20 protein-coding genes, 1 other RNA gene and 1 pseudogene are annotated in these 14,468 nt (G+C 62.0%); 11 read left to right on the top strand and 11 right to left on the bottom strand.

All coding sequences use genetic code 11. The annotated features are described in order from the left end of the window. Positions 1-1,739 (bottom strand): ABC transporter transmembrane domain-containing protein (locus tag FJ980_RS25965; protein WP_140546545.1); only part of this gene is annotated, 1,739 nt, incomplete at its 3' end. 206 nt (positions 1,740-1,945) lie between these two features. On the opposite strand from FJ980_RS25965, the gene rpmE reads away from it, so the two are divergent. Beyond that, on the top strand, positions 1,946-2,167 hold the full coding sequence (gene rpmE / locus FJ980_RS25960; protein WP_027166741.1) for a 50S ribosomal protein L31: 222 nt from the start codon (positions 1,946-1,948) through the stop codon (positions 2,165-2,167). Between the two features lie 336 nt (positions 2,168-2,503). Here rpmE and FJ980_RS25955 read toward each other — a convergent pair whose 3' ends face one another. Then, the gene (locus tag FJ980_RS25955) at positions 2,504-3,145 is read right to left on the bottom strand and encodes a TetR/AcrR family transcriptional regulator (protein ID WP_140546544.1); all 642 of its coding nucleotides are present in this window, start codon (positions 3,143-3,145) and stop codon (positions 2,504-2,506) included. Between the two features lie 130 nt (positions 3,146-3,275). On the opposite strand from FJ980_RS25955, the gene FJ980_RS25950 reads away from it, so the two are divergent. Then, positions 3,276-3,752: a DUF1772 domain-containing protein gene (locus tag FJ980_RS25950; protein WP_140546543.1), complete on the top strand. Its 477-nt coding sequence runs from the start codon at positions 3,276-3,278 to the stop codon at positions 3,750-3,752. 78 nt (positions 3,753-3,830) lie between these two features. Next, the gene (locus FJ980_RS25945) at positions 3,831-4,274 is read left to right on the top strand and encodes a GNAT family N-acetyltransferase (RefSeq protein WP_140546542.1); all 444 of its coding nucleotides are present in this window, start codon (positions 3,831-3,833) and stop codon (positions 4,272-4,274) included. On the opposite strand, the gene FJ980_RS25940 is transcribed toward FJ980_RS25945, so the two are convergent. The 3 genes from FJ980_RS25940 to FJ980_RS25930 form a co-directional block, all read right to left on the bottom strand. After that, positions 4,275-4,586: a SelT/SelW/SelH family protein gene (locus FJ980_RS25940; RefSeq protein ID WP_140546541.1), complete on the bottom strand. Its 312-nt coding sequence runs from the start codon at positions 4,584-4,586 to the stop codon at positions 4,275-4,277. It abuts the gene before it with no gap. Positions 4,587-4,604: 18 nt separating this feature from the next. Beyond that, a complete protein-coding gene (locus tag FJ980_RS25935; RefSeq protein WP_140546540.1) occupies positions 4,605-5,354 on the bottom strand; it encodes a YebC/PmpR family DNA-binding transcriptional regulator in 750 nt (249 codons plus the stop codon). Positions 5,355-5,555: 201 nt separating this feature from the next. After that, positions 5,556-5,879 carry a helix-turn-helix domain-containing protein gene (locus FJ980_RS25930; RefSeq protein ID WP_140546539.1) on the bottom strand — a complete coding sequence of 108 codons (324 nt, stop codon included), beginning with the start codon at positions 5,877-5,879 and terminating at the stop codon, positions 5,556-5,558. A 51-nt stretch (positions 5,880-5,930) separates the two neighbouring features. On the opposite strand from FJ980_RS25930, the gene FJ980_RS25925 reads away from it, so the two are divergent. The 5 genes and pseudogenes from FJ980_RS25925 to FJ980_RS25910 all read left to right on the top strand — a co-directional run bounded on the left by FJ980_RS25925 (position 5,931) and on the right by FJ980_RS25910 (position 7,726). Continuing rightward, the gene (locus FJ980_RS25925) at positions 5,931-6,413 is read left to right on the top strand and encodes an SRPBCC domain-containing protein (RefSeq protein ID WP_140546538.1); all 483 of its coding nucleotides are present in this window, start codon (positions 5,931-5,933) and stop codon (positions 6,411-6,413) included. Between the two features lie 43 nt (positions 6,414-6,456). Further along, positions 6,457-6,528: pseudogene (locus FJ980_RS35980) on the top strand (VOC family protein); the annotation flags it as partial. Continuing rightward, on the top strand, positions 6,519-6,848 hold the full coding sequence (locus tag FJ980_RS25920) for a VOC family protein (protein ID WP_348640664.1): 330 nt from the start codon (positions 6,519-6,521) through the stop codon (positions 6,846-6,848). The pseudogene FJ980_RS35980 and the gene FJ980_RS25920, both read left to right, overlap by 10 nt. A 30-nt stretch (positions 6,849-6,878) precedes the next feature. Next, positions 6,879-7,241 (top strand): hypothetical protein, encoded by a 363-nt coding sequence (locus tag FJ980_RS25915; protein WP_140546537.1) that lies wholly within the window; start codon positions 6,879-6,881, stop codon positions 7,239-7,241. A gap of 23 nt (positions 7,242-7,264) precedes the next feature. Beyond that, entirely contained in the window at positions 7,265-7,726 is a 462-nt protein-coding gene (locus FJ980_RS25910; protein ID WP_140546536.1) for an SRPBCC family protein, read from the top strand. Positions 7,727-7,969: 243 nt separating this feature from the next. Here FJ980_RS25910 and FJ980_RS25905 read toward each other — a convergent pair whose 3' ends face one another. The 6 genes from FJ980_RS25905 to ssrS all read right to left on the bottom strand — a co-directional run bounded on the left by FJ980_RS25905 (position 7,970) and on the right by ssrS (position 11,158). Further along, positions 7,970-8,737, bottom strand: coding sequence for a TerC family protein (locus FJ980_RS25905; protein WP_140546535.1), 768 nt, complete (start codon positions 8,735-8,737; stop codon positions 7,970-7,972). A gap of 80 nt (positions 8,738-8,817) precedes the next feature. Further along, complete coding sequence (locus tag FJ980_RS25900; protein WP_140546534.1) at positions 8,818-9,642, bottom strand: YmdB family metallophosphoesterase; 825 nt, start codon at positions 9,640-9,642, stop codon at positions 8,818-8,820. Next, positions 9,639-9,926, bottom strand: a complete 288-nt coding sequence (locus FJ980_RS25895) for a helix-turn-helix domain-containing protein (RefSeq protein WP_140546533.1) — start codon at positions 9,924-9,926, stop codon at positions 9,639-9,641. The genes FJ980_RS25900 and FJ980_RS25895 overlap by 4 nt, the downstream gene beginning before the upstream one ends. Before the next feature lie 25 nt (positions 9,927-9,951). Beyond that, complete coding sequence (locus tag FJ980_RS25890) at positions 9,952-10,233, bottom strand: BrnT family toxin (RefSeq protein WP_140546532.1); 282 nt, start codon at positions 10,231-10,233, stop codon at positions 9,952-9,954. Positions 10,234-10,279: 46 nt separating this feature from the next. Further along, positions 10,280-10,861: a 5-formyltetrahydrofolate cyclo-ligase gene (locus FJ980_RS25885; protein WP_140546531.1), complete on the bottom strand. Its 582-nt coding sequence runs from the start codon at positions 10,859-10,861 to the stop codon at positions 10,280-10,282. Positions 10,862-11,002: 141 nt separating this feature from the next. After that, positions 11,003-11,158: non-coding RNA, 6S RNA (gene ssrS / locus FJ980_RS25880), on the bottom strand. A gap of 161 nt (positions 11,159-11,319) precedes the next feature. Here ssrS and FJ980_RS25875 point away from each other — a divergent pair. The 3 genes from FJ980_RS25875 to FJ980_RS25860 all read left to right on the top strand — a co-directional run bounded on the left by FJ980_RS25875 (position 11,320) and on the right by FJ980_RS25860 (position 14,171). Further along, positions 11,320-12,162 carry a MoxR family ATPase gene (locus FJ980_RS25875; RefSeq protein ID WP_140546530.1) on the top strand — a complete coding sequence of 281 codons (843 nt, stop codon included), beginning with the start codon at positions 11,320-11,322 and terminating at the stop codon, positions 12,160-12,162. Positions 12,163-12,240: 78 nt separating this feature from the next. Further along, positions 12,241-12,687 carry a GNAT family N-acetyltransferase gene (locus FJ980_RS25870; RefSeq protein WP_140546529.1) on the top strand — a complete coding sequence of 149 codons (447 nt, stop codon included), beginning with the start codon at positions 12,241-12,243 and terminating at the stop codon, positions 12,685-12,687. A 293-nt stretch (positions 12,688-12,980) separates the two neighbouring features. Then, the gene (locus FJ980_RS25860; RefSeq protein ID WP_140546527.1) at positions 12,981-14,171 is read left to right on the top strand and encodes a VWA domain-containing protein; all 1,191 of its coding nucleotides are present in this window, start codon (positions 12,981-12,983) and stop codon (positions 14,169-14,171) included. Positions 14,172-14,468 lie beyond the last annotated feature (297 nt).

Genomic DNA, 14,468 nt, shown 5'->3' with positions numbered 1-14,468 from the left:
TAGATGCCGCCCTTGGCGACCAGGCTCTGATGCGTGCCTTCCTCGACGATGCGCCCGCCGTCCATGACCAGGATGCGGTCGGCCTTGAGCACCGTCGCCAGCCGGTGCGCGATGACGATGGTGGTGCGGCCGCGCATCAGCCGCTCCAGCGCTCTTTGCACCAGCGTCTCGCTCTCGGCGTCTAGCGCCGAGGTCGCTTCGTCGAGCAACAGGATCGGAGCGTTGCGCAGGATGGCGCGGGCGATCGCCACGCGCTGGCGCTGCCCGCCGGACAGCGTCACGCCACGCTCGCCGACTTGGCTGTCATAACCCTTTTCGAGCTTTAGAATGAATTCATCGGCAAGCGCATCCTTCGCCGCCGCTTCGATTTCGGCCTCGCTGGCGCCCGGCCGGCCAAAGCCGATATTGTCGCGGACGCTCGCCGCGAAGATGGTGACGTCCTGCGGCACGATGGCTATGCGCTCGCGGATGGCGGCGGGGTCGGCCTCGCGCACATCGACGCCGTCGATGACGATGCGCCCGCCCTCGGGATCGTAGAAGCGCAGGATCAGCGAAAAGACGGTGCTTTTTCCTGCGCCCGAGGGACCGACGATCGCCACTGTCTCGCCAGGCTTCACCTGGAAGCTCAGGCCGTGCACGGCGGCACGGTCCGGGCGTGCCGGATAGGAGAAGGAGACGTCGTCGAAACTGATGGCGCCTTTCGCCTTGGCCGGCAATGGCAAAGGATCAGCGGGTGGCAGGATGGCCGGTTTCTCGGCCAGTATCTCCGTCAGCCGCTCGGCGGCGCCCGCCGCCTGCGATAGCTCGCTCCACACCTCCGACAGGGCGCCGAGCGCGCCGGCGGCAAACACCGAATAGAGCAGGAACTGGCCGAGCGTGCCCGGCGACAGCGTGCCGGCAAGCACGTCGCGCGAGCCGAACCACAGCACCGCGACCACCGAGGAGAAGATCATGAAGATGGCGAAGAAGGTCAGGAACGAGCGTGCGAACACAGAGCCCCGCGCCGCCTCAAAGGCCGCGTCGACAGCGTCCGCAAAGCGGCCGGTGACGAGCTTTTCGTTGGTGAAGGCCTGCAGCGTGCGCACCGCGCCGATCTGCTCGCTGGCATAGGCGGTGGCCTCGGCGAGCGTGTCCTGCGCTTGCCGGGACTTGCGCCGCACCGAGCGGCCGAAGGCGACCAGCGGCAGTACGATCACCGGAATGGCTGCAATGACCAGGCCGGAGAGTTTTGGGCTGGTGACGACCATCATCGCCACCGCGCCGAGGCCCAGGATCAAGTTGCGCAACGCGACCGAGGCGGTTGCGCCGACCGCCGACTTCACCTGCGTGGTGTCGGCGGCAAGCCGCGACACGATCTCGCCGGAATGCGCGCGATCGAAGAACGCCGGCGACAGGGTCGTGACATGCGAAAAGACGTCGCGGCGTATATCGGCCACGACCCGCTCGCCGAGCGTGATGACGAAATAGTAGCGGCTGGCCGAAGCGGCCGCCAGCAAGGCCGCCATCAGAACCAGCGCCGCGAAATACTCCGCGATGAAGGTGGAGCTAGCGGCCTGGAAACCATGGTCGATCATGCGCCGCACGGCCATCGGCAAGGCAAGCGTCGTCACCGCCGCCACGATCAGCGAGATGACGGCGCCTATTACCAGCTTCCGGTAGCGGGTAACGTACGGAAAGAGGCTGCGGAGCGGCCGGACCGAGCGTCTGCGCTCGCTTGCGCTGCCACCGATTTCCGCCATGAGCGTTTCCTCTGGCCGCTTGGCGGGACCGCGCTTCAATATGCGCCCGCCGCGGCCTTGTGATTCAATTCCGGCTGATGTATAGGCTCGCCGACCGTTTTAGAAGCCGTGGCTTTTCATTAGCTGCGGCTTCGAGTTTTAAAAAGGGGCGCATCGACGCAGGCCTTCAGGCCCGTTGCCAGCGCCGGCAGCCAGGAAACACGACAATGAAGGCCGATATCCATCCCGACTACCACACCATTAAGGTCGTCATGACCGATGGCACCGAATACCAGACCCGTTCGACCTGGGGCAAGGAAGGCGACACGATGAACCTCGACATCGACCCGACCACGCACCCGGCCTGGACCGGCGGCCAGCAGACCCTGCTCGACCGCGGCGGCCGCCTCTCGAAATTCAAGAAGCGTTTTGAAGGTTTCGGCCTCTAAGCTTTCGTCCGCTTTGTCGCAGATCAAAAACCCGCCTTCGTGGCGGGTTTTTTGTTGGCCGCATTCCTTCTCCCCGTTCTACGGGGAGAAGGTGCCCGAAGGGCGGATGATGGGCAGCGCCGACCTCGACAAGTTGGTCATCGGGCAGACAGGCTCATTGAGGCGCACTTTCAGAATTTGGCGACAGTGCGCTTTTCGACGACGCCAATGTCATAGGCCGGCGCAGCTCCTCACCTGCCTGCCGGCATCCTCTCCCCGTATAGTGACTGGGTGAGGGGCGCTCTCGCCGGCGATTTCGCCAATCGCCGACGCTGTGGGAAAGCGCCTGGGTTGTACCTACTCGCCCACCAGCTCCCTCAGCGCCATGCGCTTGTAAGCCGCGACCAGCCTGTCGCCCTCGTCCCGCTCGACGGAGATCGCCAGCCGCACCGCGGCCTCGCCCATCTGCCAGACGAGAAACGCGGCCGTCTCCAATTCGATCGGATCGGCATCGGGGCGAATCGGCTTCAGCACCGCGAGCAGGAAGTCGGCATTGGCGCGACTGTCGGCCAATTCCAGTTCGCGCAGCGCCTTGTCGGCTTGCGTGCCCGACCAGATGTCGCGCATCACCGGCTCGGCCAGGAACAGCTGATAGTAGATATCGACCAGCTCCGAAAACGACCTGCGCAGGCCTTCAGCATCGCTGACATCCTTCAGCGCCGCGGAAATGCAGGCTTGGCTTTCGGCCGTGTAGCGCTCGGCCAGCGCCCAGACGATCGCCCGCTTGTCCGGGAAGAACTGATAGAGCGAGCCGATCGACACCCCCGCCCGTTCCGCCACTTCGCCCATGCGCATGGCGTCGCTGCCCTGCTCGGCAATCAAGGCCGAGGCGGCGGCAAGCATGCGCTCGACCCGCTCGCGGCTGCGCTGCTGGCTCGGCGACCGGCGCGGCGCAGCAATATCCGCCTGGTTTGGCCTCGCGGCGGTTTTCTCATCCATGGCTCTCTCCTTGGGCGATTTCTCGGAACCCGGCTTGACTCCCAAAATACGAGGGTTTATCACGTCTTGCAAATGTGAGGATTACTCGCATTATGGAATCGAGCAAAACCCGGCATCTGGAGCAACTGAGATGATGAAACTTCTTCCCACCCTCACCTTTGTCGCCGCGATCGGCTCCGGCGTCGTCGGCGGCGTCTTCTTCGCCTTCTCGAACTTCATCATGGCGGCGCTGGCCCGGCTGCCTGTCCCAAGCGGCATCGCGGCGATGAATTCGATCAACGTCACGGTGATCACGCCGACCTTCATGACGGCGCTGTTCGGCACCGGCCTCATCTGCCTCGTGTTGATCGCAGCGGCTCTCTTCGGCTGGAGCCAGTCGGGCACCTATTGGCTGCTCGCCGGGGCCGTGATCTATTTCGTCGGCAATCCGATCGTGACCATGGTCTTCAACGTGCCGCTCAATGACGCTTTAGCCGCTGTCGATCCCGCCAGCGCCAACGGCGCCGCCGTGTGGGCGAACCATCTGAGCGAGTGGGTAATGTGGAATCACGTCCGCACCGTCACTGCGATCGTGGCGATGGCCTGCTTCATCATGGCGCTGCTGTGAAGTAACCTCCAACGATCATGAAGGCGCGGCCGCTCCCATGATCGATTGCATCTACAACACTTGCTGGAGGATGACGAAATGGCCGATTTCGAAATAGAGGCGGTATCACATCTGACGCCGTCATTGGCGCAGTCCATAATTGCATTGGTACCTCAGCTGTCGTCGTCCGCTGCTCAGCCCGGTCACGAAACTCTGGAGAGCATCGTCAAATCGCCAGCAACAACTATTTTTATCGCGAAGGACGGCCAAGCCCTTTTGGGGATGCTGACACTCGCTGTTTTCAGGGTGCCGACAGGGACACGCGCGATCGTCGAAGATGTGGTTGTCGATGGCCGGCACAGGGGACGAGGAATCGCATCCGGTTTGATCCGCGAAGCGCTCGCCCGGGCAAAAACGGACGGCGCCAGAACGGTCGATCTTACCTCGCGACCATCTAGAGAGGCGGCAAACAGGCTGTATCTGAAGCTGGGATTCGAACAACGGCAGACCAATGTTTACCGTCTTGCTTTCGAAGACACTTAACTACGCAGGATCCTTTGATTTGTGTCCCTTGCGGTCGGCGTGGCCGAGATCCCGCTCCGGGTCGATGACATCGCGAACCAGCTGTTTGAGCTTTGCCGCGTCCGGAAAACCGCCGTCGCGCTTGCGCTCCCAGATCAGCACGTCATTGCAGGCGATAGTGAAGATGCCGCCGGTGCCCGGCACCAGCGTCACTTCGCCGAGATCTGTGCCGAAGGTCGAAAGCAGCTCCTGCGCCATCCAGCCGGCCCGCAGCAGCCACTGGCACTGCGTGCAGTAGGTGATGCGGATGACGGGCAGCGGCTTCTCGCTCATGTCGTGTCGCGTGGCCGGTCAGGCTGCGCTGAGCTTTGCCATCGTCTCGTCGTCGACCTCGAAATTGGCGTAGACGCTCTGCACGTCGTCATCATCCTCGAGGGTGGCGACCAGCTTCATCAGCGACTGCGCCCGCTCTTCGTCGACCGGGACGTTGTTCTGCGGCTGCCAGATCGGCTTGACCGATTCCGCCTCGCCGAGCGCCGCCTCGAGCGACTTCGAAACGTCGCCGAGATTCTCGAAGGCGCAATAGATGGTGTGGCCTTCCTCGTCCGATTCCACGTCGTCGGCGCCGGCCTCGATCGCTGCTTCCATCACCTTGTCGGCGCTGCCGGCCGAGGCCGGATAATAGATCTCGCCGACACGGTTCCACATGAACGACACCGAGCCGGTTTCGCCGAGCGCTCCGCCGGCCTTGGTGAAGGCGGCGCGCACATTGGAGGCCGAGCGGTTGCGATTGTCGGTCAGCACTTCCACGATCAGCGCCACGCCGCCGGGGCCGTAGCCTTCGTAGCGCACCGCCTCGTAGTTCTCGCCGTCGCCCGTGGACGCCTTGTTGATGGCGCGCTGGATGTTATCCTTCGGCATCGACACCGCCTTGGCGTTCTGCACGGCGAGGCGAAGCCGCGGGTTCATCGATACATCGGGCGTCCCGGTCTTGGCGGCGACGGTGATCTCGCGTGCCAGCTTGGAAAACATTTTCGACCGCACCGCGTCCTGGCGGCCCTTGCGGTGCATGATGTTCTTGAACTGCGAATGGCCAGCCATGGCACCCCTGTCGTGTTCGACTAGAGCATCTCGAAGCGAGGTGTCATCACCCTTGTCTTCGGCAAATGCTCGAATTCAAATTCTCAGAACGCCCCGGGCATGCCTGCGAAGGCGCGCGGCGCTCTTTGTCGGAATGGCCGGCTTATAGATAAATCGGCTCAATTCGTCCAGACGCTGTTGCTTCGGCGTTGAGCCGGCCGCTCACCCCTCCAGATCAGATTTCAGCCGATCGAGAATGCTGATGGCGTGGCTGGCATACCGGCTGATCCAGCGGTCGTGGATCTGCTTGATCGGCAGCGCATTGAGGTGGTTCCAGCGTTCGCGTCCCTCTCGCTTCGCCACCACCAGATCGGCCTCCTCCAGCACTTTCAGGTGCATCATCACCGTGCAGCGGTCCATATCCGGGAAAGCCTCGCACAGCGCGCCGGTGGTCTGCGGCTGATCCTTCAGGCGATCCAGCAATTCGCGCCGGCGCGGATGCGCCAAGGCCTTGAAAACATGGTCGTCGGAGGTTTGACTTGACATGTTATATTTCTATAACATATCGTTTTAAGCAGCAAGGAAGGAGCTGTGGATATGTCCCTTGGTTTCAGGATTTCCGGGCGCATCGGCAAACCGGTCGCCGAGGTCTTCGACGCGGTCGTCAATCCGACAAAGCTCAGCGGCTATTTCACCACCATCGGCGGCGCCTCGGCGCCGCTTGTCGCCGGCACCACCGTCACCTGGTGGAAGTCTGTGCCGGTGGAGGTCGACGAGGTAACGAAGGACAAACGCATCGTGCTGCGCTGGGACGCGACAGACGCCGACGGCAAGCCCGCTTACAAGACCCGTATCGAAATGAATTTCGAGCCGCTTGAGGACGGCGGCACTTTCGTCACCATCGCCGAGTCCGGCTGGCATGAAGGCGAGGCCGGCCTGAAGAAATCCTACCTCAACTGCGAAGGCTGGTCGCAGATGCTGGCCTGCATGAAGGCCTATCTCGAATACAGCATCAATCTGCGCGACGGCTACTACCGCAGCGAGATGAAGGGCGAGCCGGCCAACGAGACCAACATCTGAGGCCGACATTCAGGTCCCGATATCCGGCAGGAGAGGTCGCCTGATGACGAAAGCAACGCCATTCCTGATGTTCGAGGGAAAGGCCGAGGCGGCCATGATCCTCTATTGCGAGACCATTCCGGGGAGCCGTGTGCTCGACATCGCGCGCTATGGTCGGGCGAGGACGGGGCGGAAGGAACGCTCAAGCTGGCGCGCGCCTCGATCGGCGGCGTCGAGGTCAGGGTCCACAACAGCCCCGTCCACCACGCCTTCACCTTCACGCCGTCCTTCTCCTTCTTTGTCGACTGTTCGTCGCAAGAGGAACTGGAGCGGACGGTCGACGTTCTTGCCAAGGATGGTGGATTTCTGATGCCGCCAGGCAATTACGGCTTCAGCCGTCGTTTCGCCTGGCTCAACGACCGCTTCGGCGTCTCCTGGCAGATCAACCTGCCGTAACGACATCCAACGCAATTGAGGGGACCAGCAATGGACAGTGAGATCACCGGCGGCATCAACATCGCCATGAAGGTGCCGTCGCACCAATATGAGGCAACGATTGCCTTCTATCGCGATGTTGTAGGACTGAAGCCGTTTACGGCCAAGGCGCCGGCGATCGGTTTCGAACTTGGTCCCAATCGCCTCTGGATCGACGAGGCGCCGATGATGAGCCAAGCCGAAATCTGGCTGGAGCTTTTCACGCCGGACTTCAAGAGCACGGCCTCGCATCTTGCCAAGGCCGGTGTGGTGCGCTGCGACGCAATAGAACCTTTGGGTGAAGGCTTTCGTGGCGGCTGGATCACCAATCCGGCCAACATCATTCACCTGGTGCGTGAGCCGGACGCCTGGTGAATCCTGCCGGAAAGGAGAACCGTATGGAGCTCAGAGAACCTCCCATCGCCGAAACCGCCATGCTGATCCGTCGGCCGGTCGCTGAGGTGTTCGAAGCGATCGTTGATCCGGCGGTCACGACGAAATTCTGGTTTACGCATTCCAGCGGTCGCCTGGATGAGGACAAGCCGGTCGAATGGGAGTGGCGCATGTATGGCGTCTCGACCAAGGTCGAGGTGAGCGAGATCGTCCCCAACGAGAAGATCATCATGCGGTGGAGCGATCCGCCGACCACCGTCGTCTGGATATTCACCGAGATGCCGGATGAAGCGACCTTCCTCGAAATCCGCAATTTCGGCTTCGCCGGTTCCGCCGATGAGCAGGTGAAGCAGGCTGTCGAATCCACCGGCGGCTTCGCGCTGGTGCTTGCCGGCGCCAAGGCATGGCTGGAACAGGGCCTGGCGCTCGGCCTGATCAGCGGCCGTCACCCCAAGGGTGTAGAATGAATTCGTCATGCTAGGGCGGAGCAAGGAGCGAAGCGACGCGCGCAGTCCCTAGCATCCATGCCGTGACGCCGACGTTCCGCCGCGTCTCAGGATGATGAATACCCCAGTCGTTCGACAGCTGACACTCAGCCGTTACTCAATTCTGCTCCGCTGCATTCTTCGGCGTGGGGTAACGGAATGGGTTCTAGGGTCTGCGCTCCGCTTCGCGTCGCTCCGCCCTAGAATGACGAAGCTGTGCCAGCCTCAATGCCCCTCGCCCGGCCCCTGCCTCTTACGCCGCCGTGCCAGCATATTCAGGCCCTCGACCAGCGCGGAAAAACCCATGGCGGCGTAGATGTAGCCCTTGGGCACATGGTAGCCCATGCCGTCGGCGATCAGCGTCATGCCGATCATCAACAGGAAGCCCAGCGCCAGCATGACGATAGAGGGGTTCTTGGCGATGAAATTGGCAAGCGGCGTCGCCGCCAGCATCATCGCGCTCACCGCCACGATCACCGCGATATACATGATGACGATTTCGTCGGTCATGCCGACGGCAGTGATGATGGAATCGATCGAGAAGACGAGGTCGAGCAGGAGGATCTGGAAGATCGCGCCGGCAAGGCTCATCTGCAACGTACCGCCGACCATCGTGTCCTGATGATCCTGCGGGTCGACCGTGTGATGGATTTCCTTGGTCGCCTTCCACACCAGGAACAGGCCGCCGGCGATCAGGATCAGGTCGCGCCAGGAAAAGCCGTGGCCAAGGGCGCTGAACACCGGCGTCGTCAATTGCACGATGATCGAGATCGTGGCGAGCAGGATCAGTCGCATGATCAGCGCCGCCGAAATGCCCAGCCGGCGGGCGCGGGCGCGCTGCGCCTCCGGCAGCTTGTTGGTGAGGATAGAGATGAAGATCAGATTGTCGATGCCGAGCACGATCTCGAGCACCACCAGCGTCAAAAGCGCGACCCACGCGGTCGGATCGGAAACAAAATGAAAGTGCGGCGCCAGAAATTCGACAAGCTGCATGAAGGTCGTCCCCTCTACGATCTAGAGCAGTTTTCGCGGGTTTCGTCGCCAGTTAGGTATTGATCTCGCTTATATCAATGTCACGACCAGAAGGACGGCGCCGTTTCTTCCAGCCGCGGTCCGCGACGAAACGGCGCGATTTTCTCGGCAAGCCCGGTGCGATCGGAAATATCGACGCCGACGCCGCAGAGCGTCGCGGGTCCTGACGACGCCTCGAAACGGCCCTTCGGTACCTTCGAAAGGAACCGGTTCAGCGGTTCTTCCTTGTCCATGCCGAGCGAGGAATCATAGTCGCCGCACATGCCGGCGTCCGAAATATAGGCGGTGCCGCCATTGAGGATCTGATGGTCGGCGGTCGGCTGGTGCGTATGCGTGCCGACCACCAGGCTGGCGCGGCCGTCGACGAAATGCGCGAAGCACATCTTCTCCGAGGTCGCCTCGGCGTGGAAATCGATGACGGCCGCATCGGCCTGCTCGCCGAGCGGGCAGGCGGCAAGCTCACGCTCGCCGGCCTGGAAAGGGTCGTCGAGCTCGGGATGCATGAAGACGCGCCCCATGATGTTGGCGACCAGCACGCGCGCGCCATTGCGCGCAATGTAGACGCCCGAGCCGCGGCCCGGCGTGCCCCTGGGAAAATTGGAGGGACGCAGGAAGCGCTCCTCGCGCGGCGCGAAGATCAGCGCATCGCGCTGGTCCCAGACGTGGTTGCCGGTGGTGACGACATCCGCGCCGGCCGCGAGCGTCTCGCGAAAAATCTCCTCGGTGATGCCGAAGCCGCCGGCGGCGTTCTCGCCATTGACGATGACGAAGTCGAGCTTGAAATCGGAAATCAGCCCCGGCAGCTGTTCCCAGACTGCCGTGCGCCCTGTTTTGCCAACCATGTCGCCGAGGAAGAGAAGTCTCATGCGGCGCTACGCGTACCAAGCGCCCGCGACACCGTTTCCGGCTCCTTGGCGATGACCTGCAAATAGGCCTGTGCCGCCTGGTCCGGCTCTGTTCTGCCCTGCTCCCAGTCTCTCAGCGTGCCGAGCGGAATGCGATAGCGAACAGAAAACTCCTCTTGGGTGAGATGCAAGGCCCGACGGATGACTTTGACACGCGCGACACGAGCCATGCCCGGCCGATCCGTGCCAATCGGCGGATTGTTCTTATCCGCCAGGGCGCCGGCCTCCGCCTCCGCGTCGCTCATGCTACGCAGACGCTCCCAATCGGATTCAGTCCCTGCGTGCTTGGTCATATGCTTTCTGCTCATGGCGCGTCGCCTTTCTGGCGGAGATCAGTCTTATTAGGTCGCCGCGTTCGGTGTAAACCACCGTCAGCACCAATCTATTGACGATTCCGATGCCAATGAAGCGCTCCTCTTCGTAATCCATGGAGCGATCCGAATAATGCAGAGCATGGATGTCGTCGAACAAGCGTTTGGCATCCGCAAATGCCACACCGTGCTTGGCAAGATTGCTCGTCGCCTTCTGGTCGTCCCATTCGAATTCAAGCATGCCAGCCTACTGGAATTCAGTAGTATTTGCTAGGTGGGCGCCCGCGTCAAGTCGTGAACCGGCGCAATCCGCTTTCGGTCAGTATTTCCGGAATGATGACGTCATGGTTCTCATCCGGCACCCGCTCGACTTCCTGGCAGTCGAAGGCGATGCCAATCAGCCTCGGCGTGATGCCCTTATCGGCAAGCCTGGCAATGGCGCGGTCGTAATAGCCGGCGCCGTAGCCGATACGGTGGCCGCGGCCGTCGAAGGCGGCGAGTGGCACCAGCATCAGCGTCGGGTCGAGCACTTTCGCCTCTTCATGCGGCCCGACCGTGCCGAATCCCATCTCGACCATCGGCGCGCCGCGCACCAGCTCGCGAAAGACGATCGTGGTCTTGTCGAGGATCGCCGGCAGGCAGAGCCTGGCGCCCTTTTCGCGCAGCGCGAACATCAGCGGCCGCACATCGACCTCCGAGCGCATCGGCCAGAAGCCCGAGACCACCCGGCCAGGCTCGAAGTCGACTTCTTCCTTCGCGGTCTCGGCCATTTCGAGCGCTATCTCGACGCGCCAGAACTCGTCGAGCGCGTCCCGGCGCGCCAACGCCTCCTTGCGAAGCTGTTTTTTCAGGTCTTTGGAAGGTGACATGCGCCGACGCTAGAAAAGGCCAGATTTGGATGGAGATTTAGGAGCGACGCTTTCTAGCGCAATTCCAGAAAAAGTGCGCCGTGGTTTTCCTGGAATGCGTCAAAACAGAGAGAAGACGATTGTCTCCCGAAAACGGGAGAGCGACGATCCACACAACCGGTGGAGAGGTCGATCCCGGGTGCCTACAAAGTAGGTGGGCGCCGTGTGAGAAAACCCACGGGTCTTCCCAGGGACAGCTCCCTAAGGATCGATAAGGCCCCGGGGATAAGTTTCTCCTGCCGGGAAGCGCAGACCGCCGCCAACAAATATAGGCCGATGATTAGCCGTGCGCCAGAGAAACGGGTCACCATTTGCGCATAATTCGTCTTGCGGACCGTCTCGATGGGAAGCTGTCCGGCAACCGCCCTTGCGCGGCCCGTCCAGCCTCCTTACGGTCCGCCGCACGGACAGGAGAAAAGATGCGTTTCGAAGGCACTGCGGCTTATGTCGCCGACAAGGATCTGATGGTTGCAGTCAACGCCGCGATCGCACTGGAGCGGCCCTTGCTGGTCAAGGGCGAGCCCGGCACCGGCAAGACCGAGCTTGCCCGCCAGGTTGCGTCGGCACTAGGGCTGGAGTTCATCGAATGGAACGTCAAATCGACCACCAAGGCGCAGCAGGGCCTCTACGAATATGACGCCGTCTCGCGGCTGCGCGACAGCCAGCTCGGCGACGAACGCTTCAACGACATCGCCAACTACATCAAGCGCGGCAAGCTGTGGGATGCGTTCGCTGCGCAAGAGAAGGTCGTGCTTTTGATCGACGAGATCGACAAGGCCGACATCGAATTCCCCAACGACCTCCTGCAGGAGCTCGATCGGATGGAGTTCTTCGTCTACGAGACCGGCGAGACGATCCGCGCCGAGTTCCGGCCTATCGTCATCATCACCTCGAACAACGAGAAGGAACTGCCGGACGCCTTCCTGCGCCGCTGCTTCTTCCACTATATCCGCTTCCCCGACATCGATACGCTGCACCGGATCGTCGAGGTGCATTACCCCGGCATCAAGCAGAATTTGGTGCGGGCGGCACTGAGCCAGTTCTACGACATCCGCGATGTGCCGGGCCTGAAGAAGAAGCCGTCGACCTCCGAAGCGCTCGACTGGATCCGCCTGCTGGTCGCCGACGACATCGCGCCCGAGGATCTGCGCGCCGATCCCAAGAACATGCTGCCGAAGCTGCATGGCGCGCTGCTGAAGAACGAGCAGGACGTGCACCTGTTCGAGCGCCTGGCCTTCATGGCCAGACGCCAGCAGCAATAGCGCTTTCCCCGGCTGTGGACCGTTGCCGGCAATCGGTCGCTGCCGCAGCTTCGGACCGAAAGCACTGGAGGAGAAAAGATGTCCGAGATCGCCATTCGCCCGTTCGCGCAGTCCGACCACACCGACTGGCGGCGCCTGTGGACCGCCTACCTCACCTTCTATGAGACGAAGCTGCCGGAAGAGGTTTACGACGTCACCTGGAAGCGTTTGTTCACGGCAGGCGAATTCGAGCCGAAAGGTTTCATCGCCACGCTCGACGGCAAAGCGGTTGGGCTGACCCACTACCTCTATCATCGCTCCTGCTGGTCACTGGTCAACAACTGCTACCTGCAGGATCTGTTCGCCGATCCGGAGGTGCGCGGCAAAGGCGTGGGCGCGGCGCTGATCAAAGCCGTGCAGGACGAGGCCGGCAAGATCGGCGTCAAGAACGTCTACTGGATGACGCACGAGACCAACGCCACGGCGCGCCGGCTCTACGACGGCGTGGCGCGGCGGACCGGATTCATCGAGTATGATCTGCTATGATGAGCGCGGGATTTTAAGCCGTAGAACGAATGACTGGCTATGTTGGAATTTTGGATGGCTCCAACGATGTATGGGGCGTGCGGGTGCCCGACCTTCCAGGTTGCCACGGAGGCGGCGTAAGCCCCGGGCAAGCGATTGCCGACGCTGAGCTCGCCGTCCGCGAGTGGACCGAAGCACGGACGGCGAAGCGCTTGCCCATTCCCAAACCGCGTGCGCTGGTGGATTTGCTTCGATCCGGCGAAATCGACAGTGCCAGCGGTGATTCCGCCGTGATCTTGAGGCAGAGATAGCAGGTGTTCATCCCCTTCTTCCTCGAGCTGAAGGCCGCGCGGGTTCCTGTTTCGCTCAGGGAATATCTGTCGCTGCTGGAGGGACTGGCAGCGGGGCTGGTCGACTATGACGTCGAGGCTTTCTATTACCTGGCGCGTTCGGCCCTGGTGAAGGACGAGCGTCATGTCGACCGTTTCGACCAGGTGTTTGCGCATGTCTTCAAGGGCATCGAAGCGCTTGGCGGGCCCGACGCCGTCAATGTCGCCAACATCCCGGAAGAATGGTTGCGCCGGCTGGCCGAAAAGCACCTGAGCGAGGAGGAAAAGAAGCTGGTCGAAGCGCTTGGCGGTTTCGAGAAGCTGATGGAGACCTTGAAGCAGCGCCTCGAGGAGCAAAAGGGGCGCCATCAGGGCGGCTCGAAATGGATCGGCACCGGCGGCACATCGCCCTTCGGCGCTTATGGCTACAACCCTGAAGGCGTGCGCATCGGCCAGCATGAAAGCCGGCATCGCCGCGCGGTGAAGGTGTGGGACAAGCGCGAATTCAGGAACTTCGACGATACCGTCGAGCTCGGCACCCGCAACATCAAAGTGGCGCTGAAGCGGCTGCGCCGCTGGGTGCGCGAGGGCGCCGAGGAGGAGTTCGACCTGTCCGGCACCATCCACGCCACCGCCGAGCACGGCTATCTCGACGTCAAGACCCGGCCCGAGCGGCGCAATGCCGTGAAGCTTTTGATGTTCTTCGATGTCGGCGGCTCGATGGACGACCATATACGCGGCGTCGAGGAACTGTTCTCGGCCGCGCGCGCCGAGTTCCGCCAGCTCGAATATTTCTACTTCCACAATTGCCTTTACGAGCGCGTCTGGAAGGACAACCGCCGGCGCCTGGCCGAGACGATCCCGACCTTTGATCTCATCCACAAATACGGGCCGGACTACAAGGTGATCGTCGTCGGCGATGCCTCGATGAGCCCTTACGAGATCGCCCATCCGGGCGGCTCGGTCGAGCACTGGAATCCGGAGTCCGGGAGTGTGTGGCTGGCCCGCCTGTTGCAGCAATGGCCGAACGCGATATGGCTCAATCCCGAAGCCGAGAAGAACTGGCGCTACACGCACTCGATCCAGTTGATCGGCGACATCTTCGGCGGCCGCATGTTCCCGCTGACATTGGCCGGGCTTGAAGCTGCGACCAGGCAGTTGTCGCGCAGGCACTAGTTCCCCGACACAGCGTTTTTATGAGGTTGCCGTTTGCCTTGGTGCAAGATTCCGTTCATTTCCGGGAAATCAGCGCAAACGTCCGGGATTGGTTGATCCGCCCCAACCTCGTCATTCTATGGCGGAGCAAGGAGCGAAGCGACGCGGCGCAGACCATAGAATGCCGTGACTTGGCAGCGCCGCCACGGTGCAGAATTCTGCTCCGTTGCACGCCTTGGCAAAGGTAACGGCATGGATTCCAGGGTCTTCGCGACGGAGCTTCGCTCCTGCTCCGCCCTGGAATGACGATCGCGATGG

This window comes from Mesorhizobium sp. B1-1-5, from assembly GCF_006443065.1.
Taxonomy (GTDB): Bacteria; Pseudomonadota; Alphaproteobacteria; order Rhizobiales; family Rhizobiaceae; genus Mesorhizobium.
The sequence above is the reverse complement of the archived record's forward strand: the minus strand, read 5'-3'. Positions and strand labels throughout refer to the sequence as shown.

Excerpts from the sequence above, each read along its gene's own strand:
- FJ980_RS25870 (WP_140546529.1), top strand. The coding sequence starts at position 12,241 with ATGTCCGAGATCGCCATTCGCCCGTTCGCGCAGTCCGACCACACCGAC.
- FJ980_RS25915 (WP_140546537.1), top strand. The coding sequence starts at position 6,879 with ATGGACAGTGAGATCACCGGCGGCATCAACATCGCCATGAAGGTGCCG.
- rpmE (WP_027166741.1), top strand. The coding sequence starts at position 1,946 with ATGAAGGCCGATATCCATCCCGACTACCACACCATTAAGGTCGTCATG.
- FJ980_RS25945 (WP_140546542.1), top strand. The coding sequence starts at position 3,831 with ATGGCCGATTTCGAAATAGAGGCGGTATCACATCTGACGCCGTCATTG.
- FJ980_RS25885 (WP_140546531.1), bottom strand. The coding sequence starts at position 10,861 with ATGTCACCTTCCAAAGACCTGAAAAAACAGCTTCGCAAGGAGGCGTTG.
- FJ980_RS25925 (WP_140546538.1), top strand. The coding sequence starts at position 5,931 with ATGTCCCTTGGTTTCAGGATTTCCGGGCGCATCGGCAAACCGGTCGCC.
- FJ980_RS25955 (WP_140546544.1), bottom strand. The coding sequence starts at position 3,145 with ATGGATGAGAAAACCGCCGCGAGGCCAAACCAGGCGGATATTGCTGCG.
- FJ980_RS25875 (WP_140546530.1), top strand. The coding sequence starts at position 11,320 with ATGCGTTTCGAAGGCACTGCGGCTTATGTCGCCGACAAGGATCTGATG.
- FJ980_RS25935 (WP_140546540.1), bottom strand. The coding sequence starts at position 5,354 with ATGGCTGGCCATTCGCAGTTCAAGAACATCATGCACCGCAAGGGCCGC.
- FJ980_RS25910 (WP_140546536.1), top strand. The coding sequence starts at position 7,265 with ATGGAGCTCAGAGAACCTCCCATCGCCGAAACCGCCATGCTGATCCGT.
- FJ980_RS25905 (WP_140546535.1), bottom strand. The coding sequence starts at position 8,737 with ATGCAGCTTGTCGAATTTCTGGCGCCGCACTTTCATTTTGTTTCCGAT.
- FJ980_RS25930 (WP_140546539.1), bottom strand. The coding sequence starts at position 5,879 with ATGTCAAGTCAAACCTCCGACGACCATGTTTTCAAGGCCTTGGCGCAT.
- FJ980_RS25940 (WP_140546541.1), bottom strand. The coding sequence starts at position 4,586 with ATGAGCGAGAAGCCGCTGCCCGTCATCCGCATCACCTACTGCACGCAG.
- FJ980_RS25950 (WP_140546543.1), top strand. The coding sequence starts at position 3,276 with ATGATGAAACTTCTTCCCACCCTCACCTTTGTCGCCGCGATCGGCTCC.
- FJ980_RS25895 (WP_140546533.1), bottom strand. The coding sequence starts at position 9,926 with ATGAGCGACGCGGAGGCGGAGGCCGGCGCCCTGGCGGATAAGAACAAT.
- FJ980_RS25900 (WP_140546534.1), bottom strand. The coding sequence starts at position 9,642 with ATGAGACTTCTCTTCCTCGGCGACATGGTTGGCAAAACAGGGCGCACG.
- FJ980_RS25890 (WP_140546532.1), bottom strand. The coding sequence starts at position 10,233 with ATGCTTGAATTCGAATGGGACGACCAGAAGGCGACGAGCAATCTTGCC.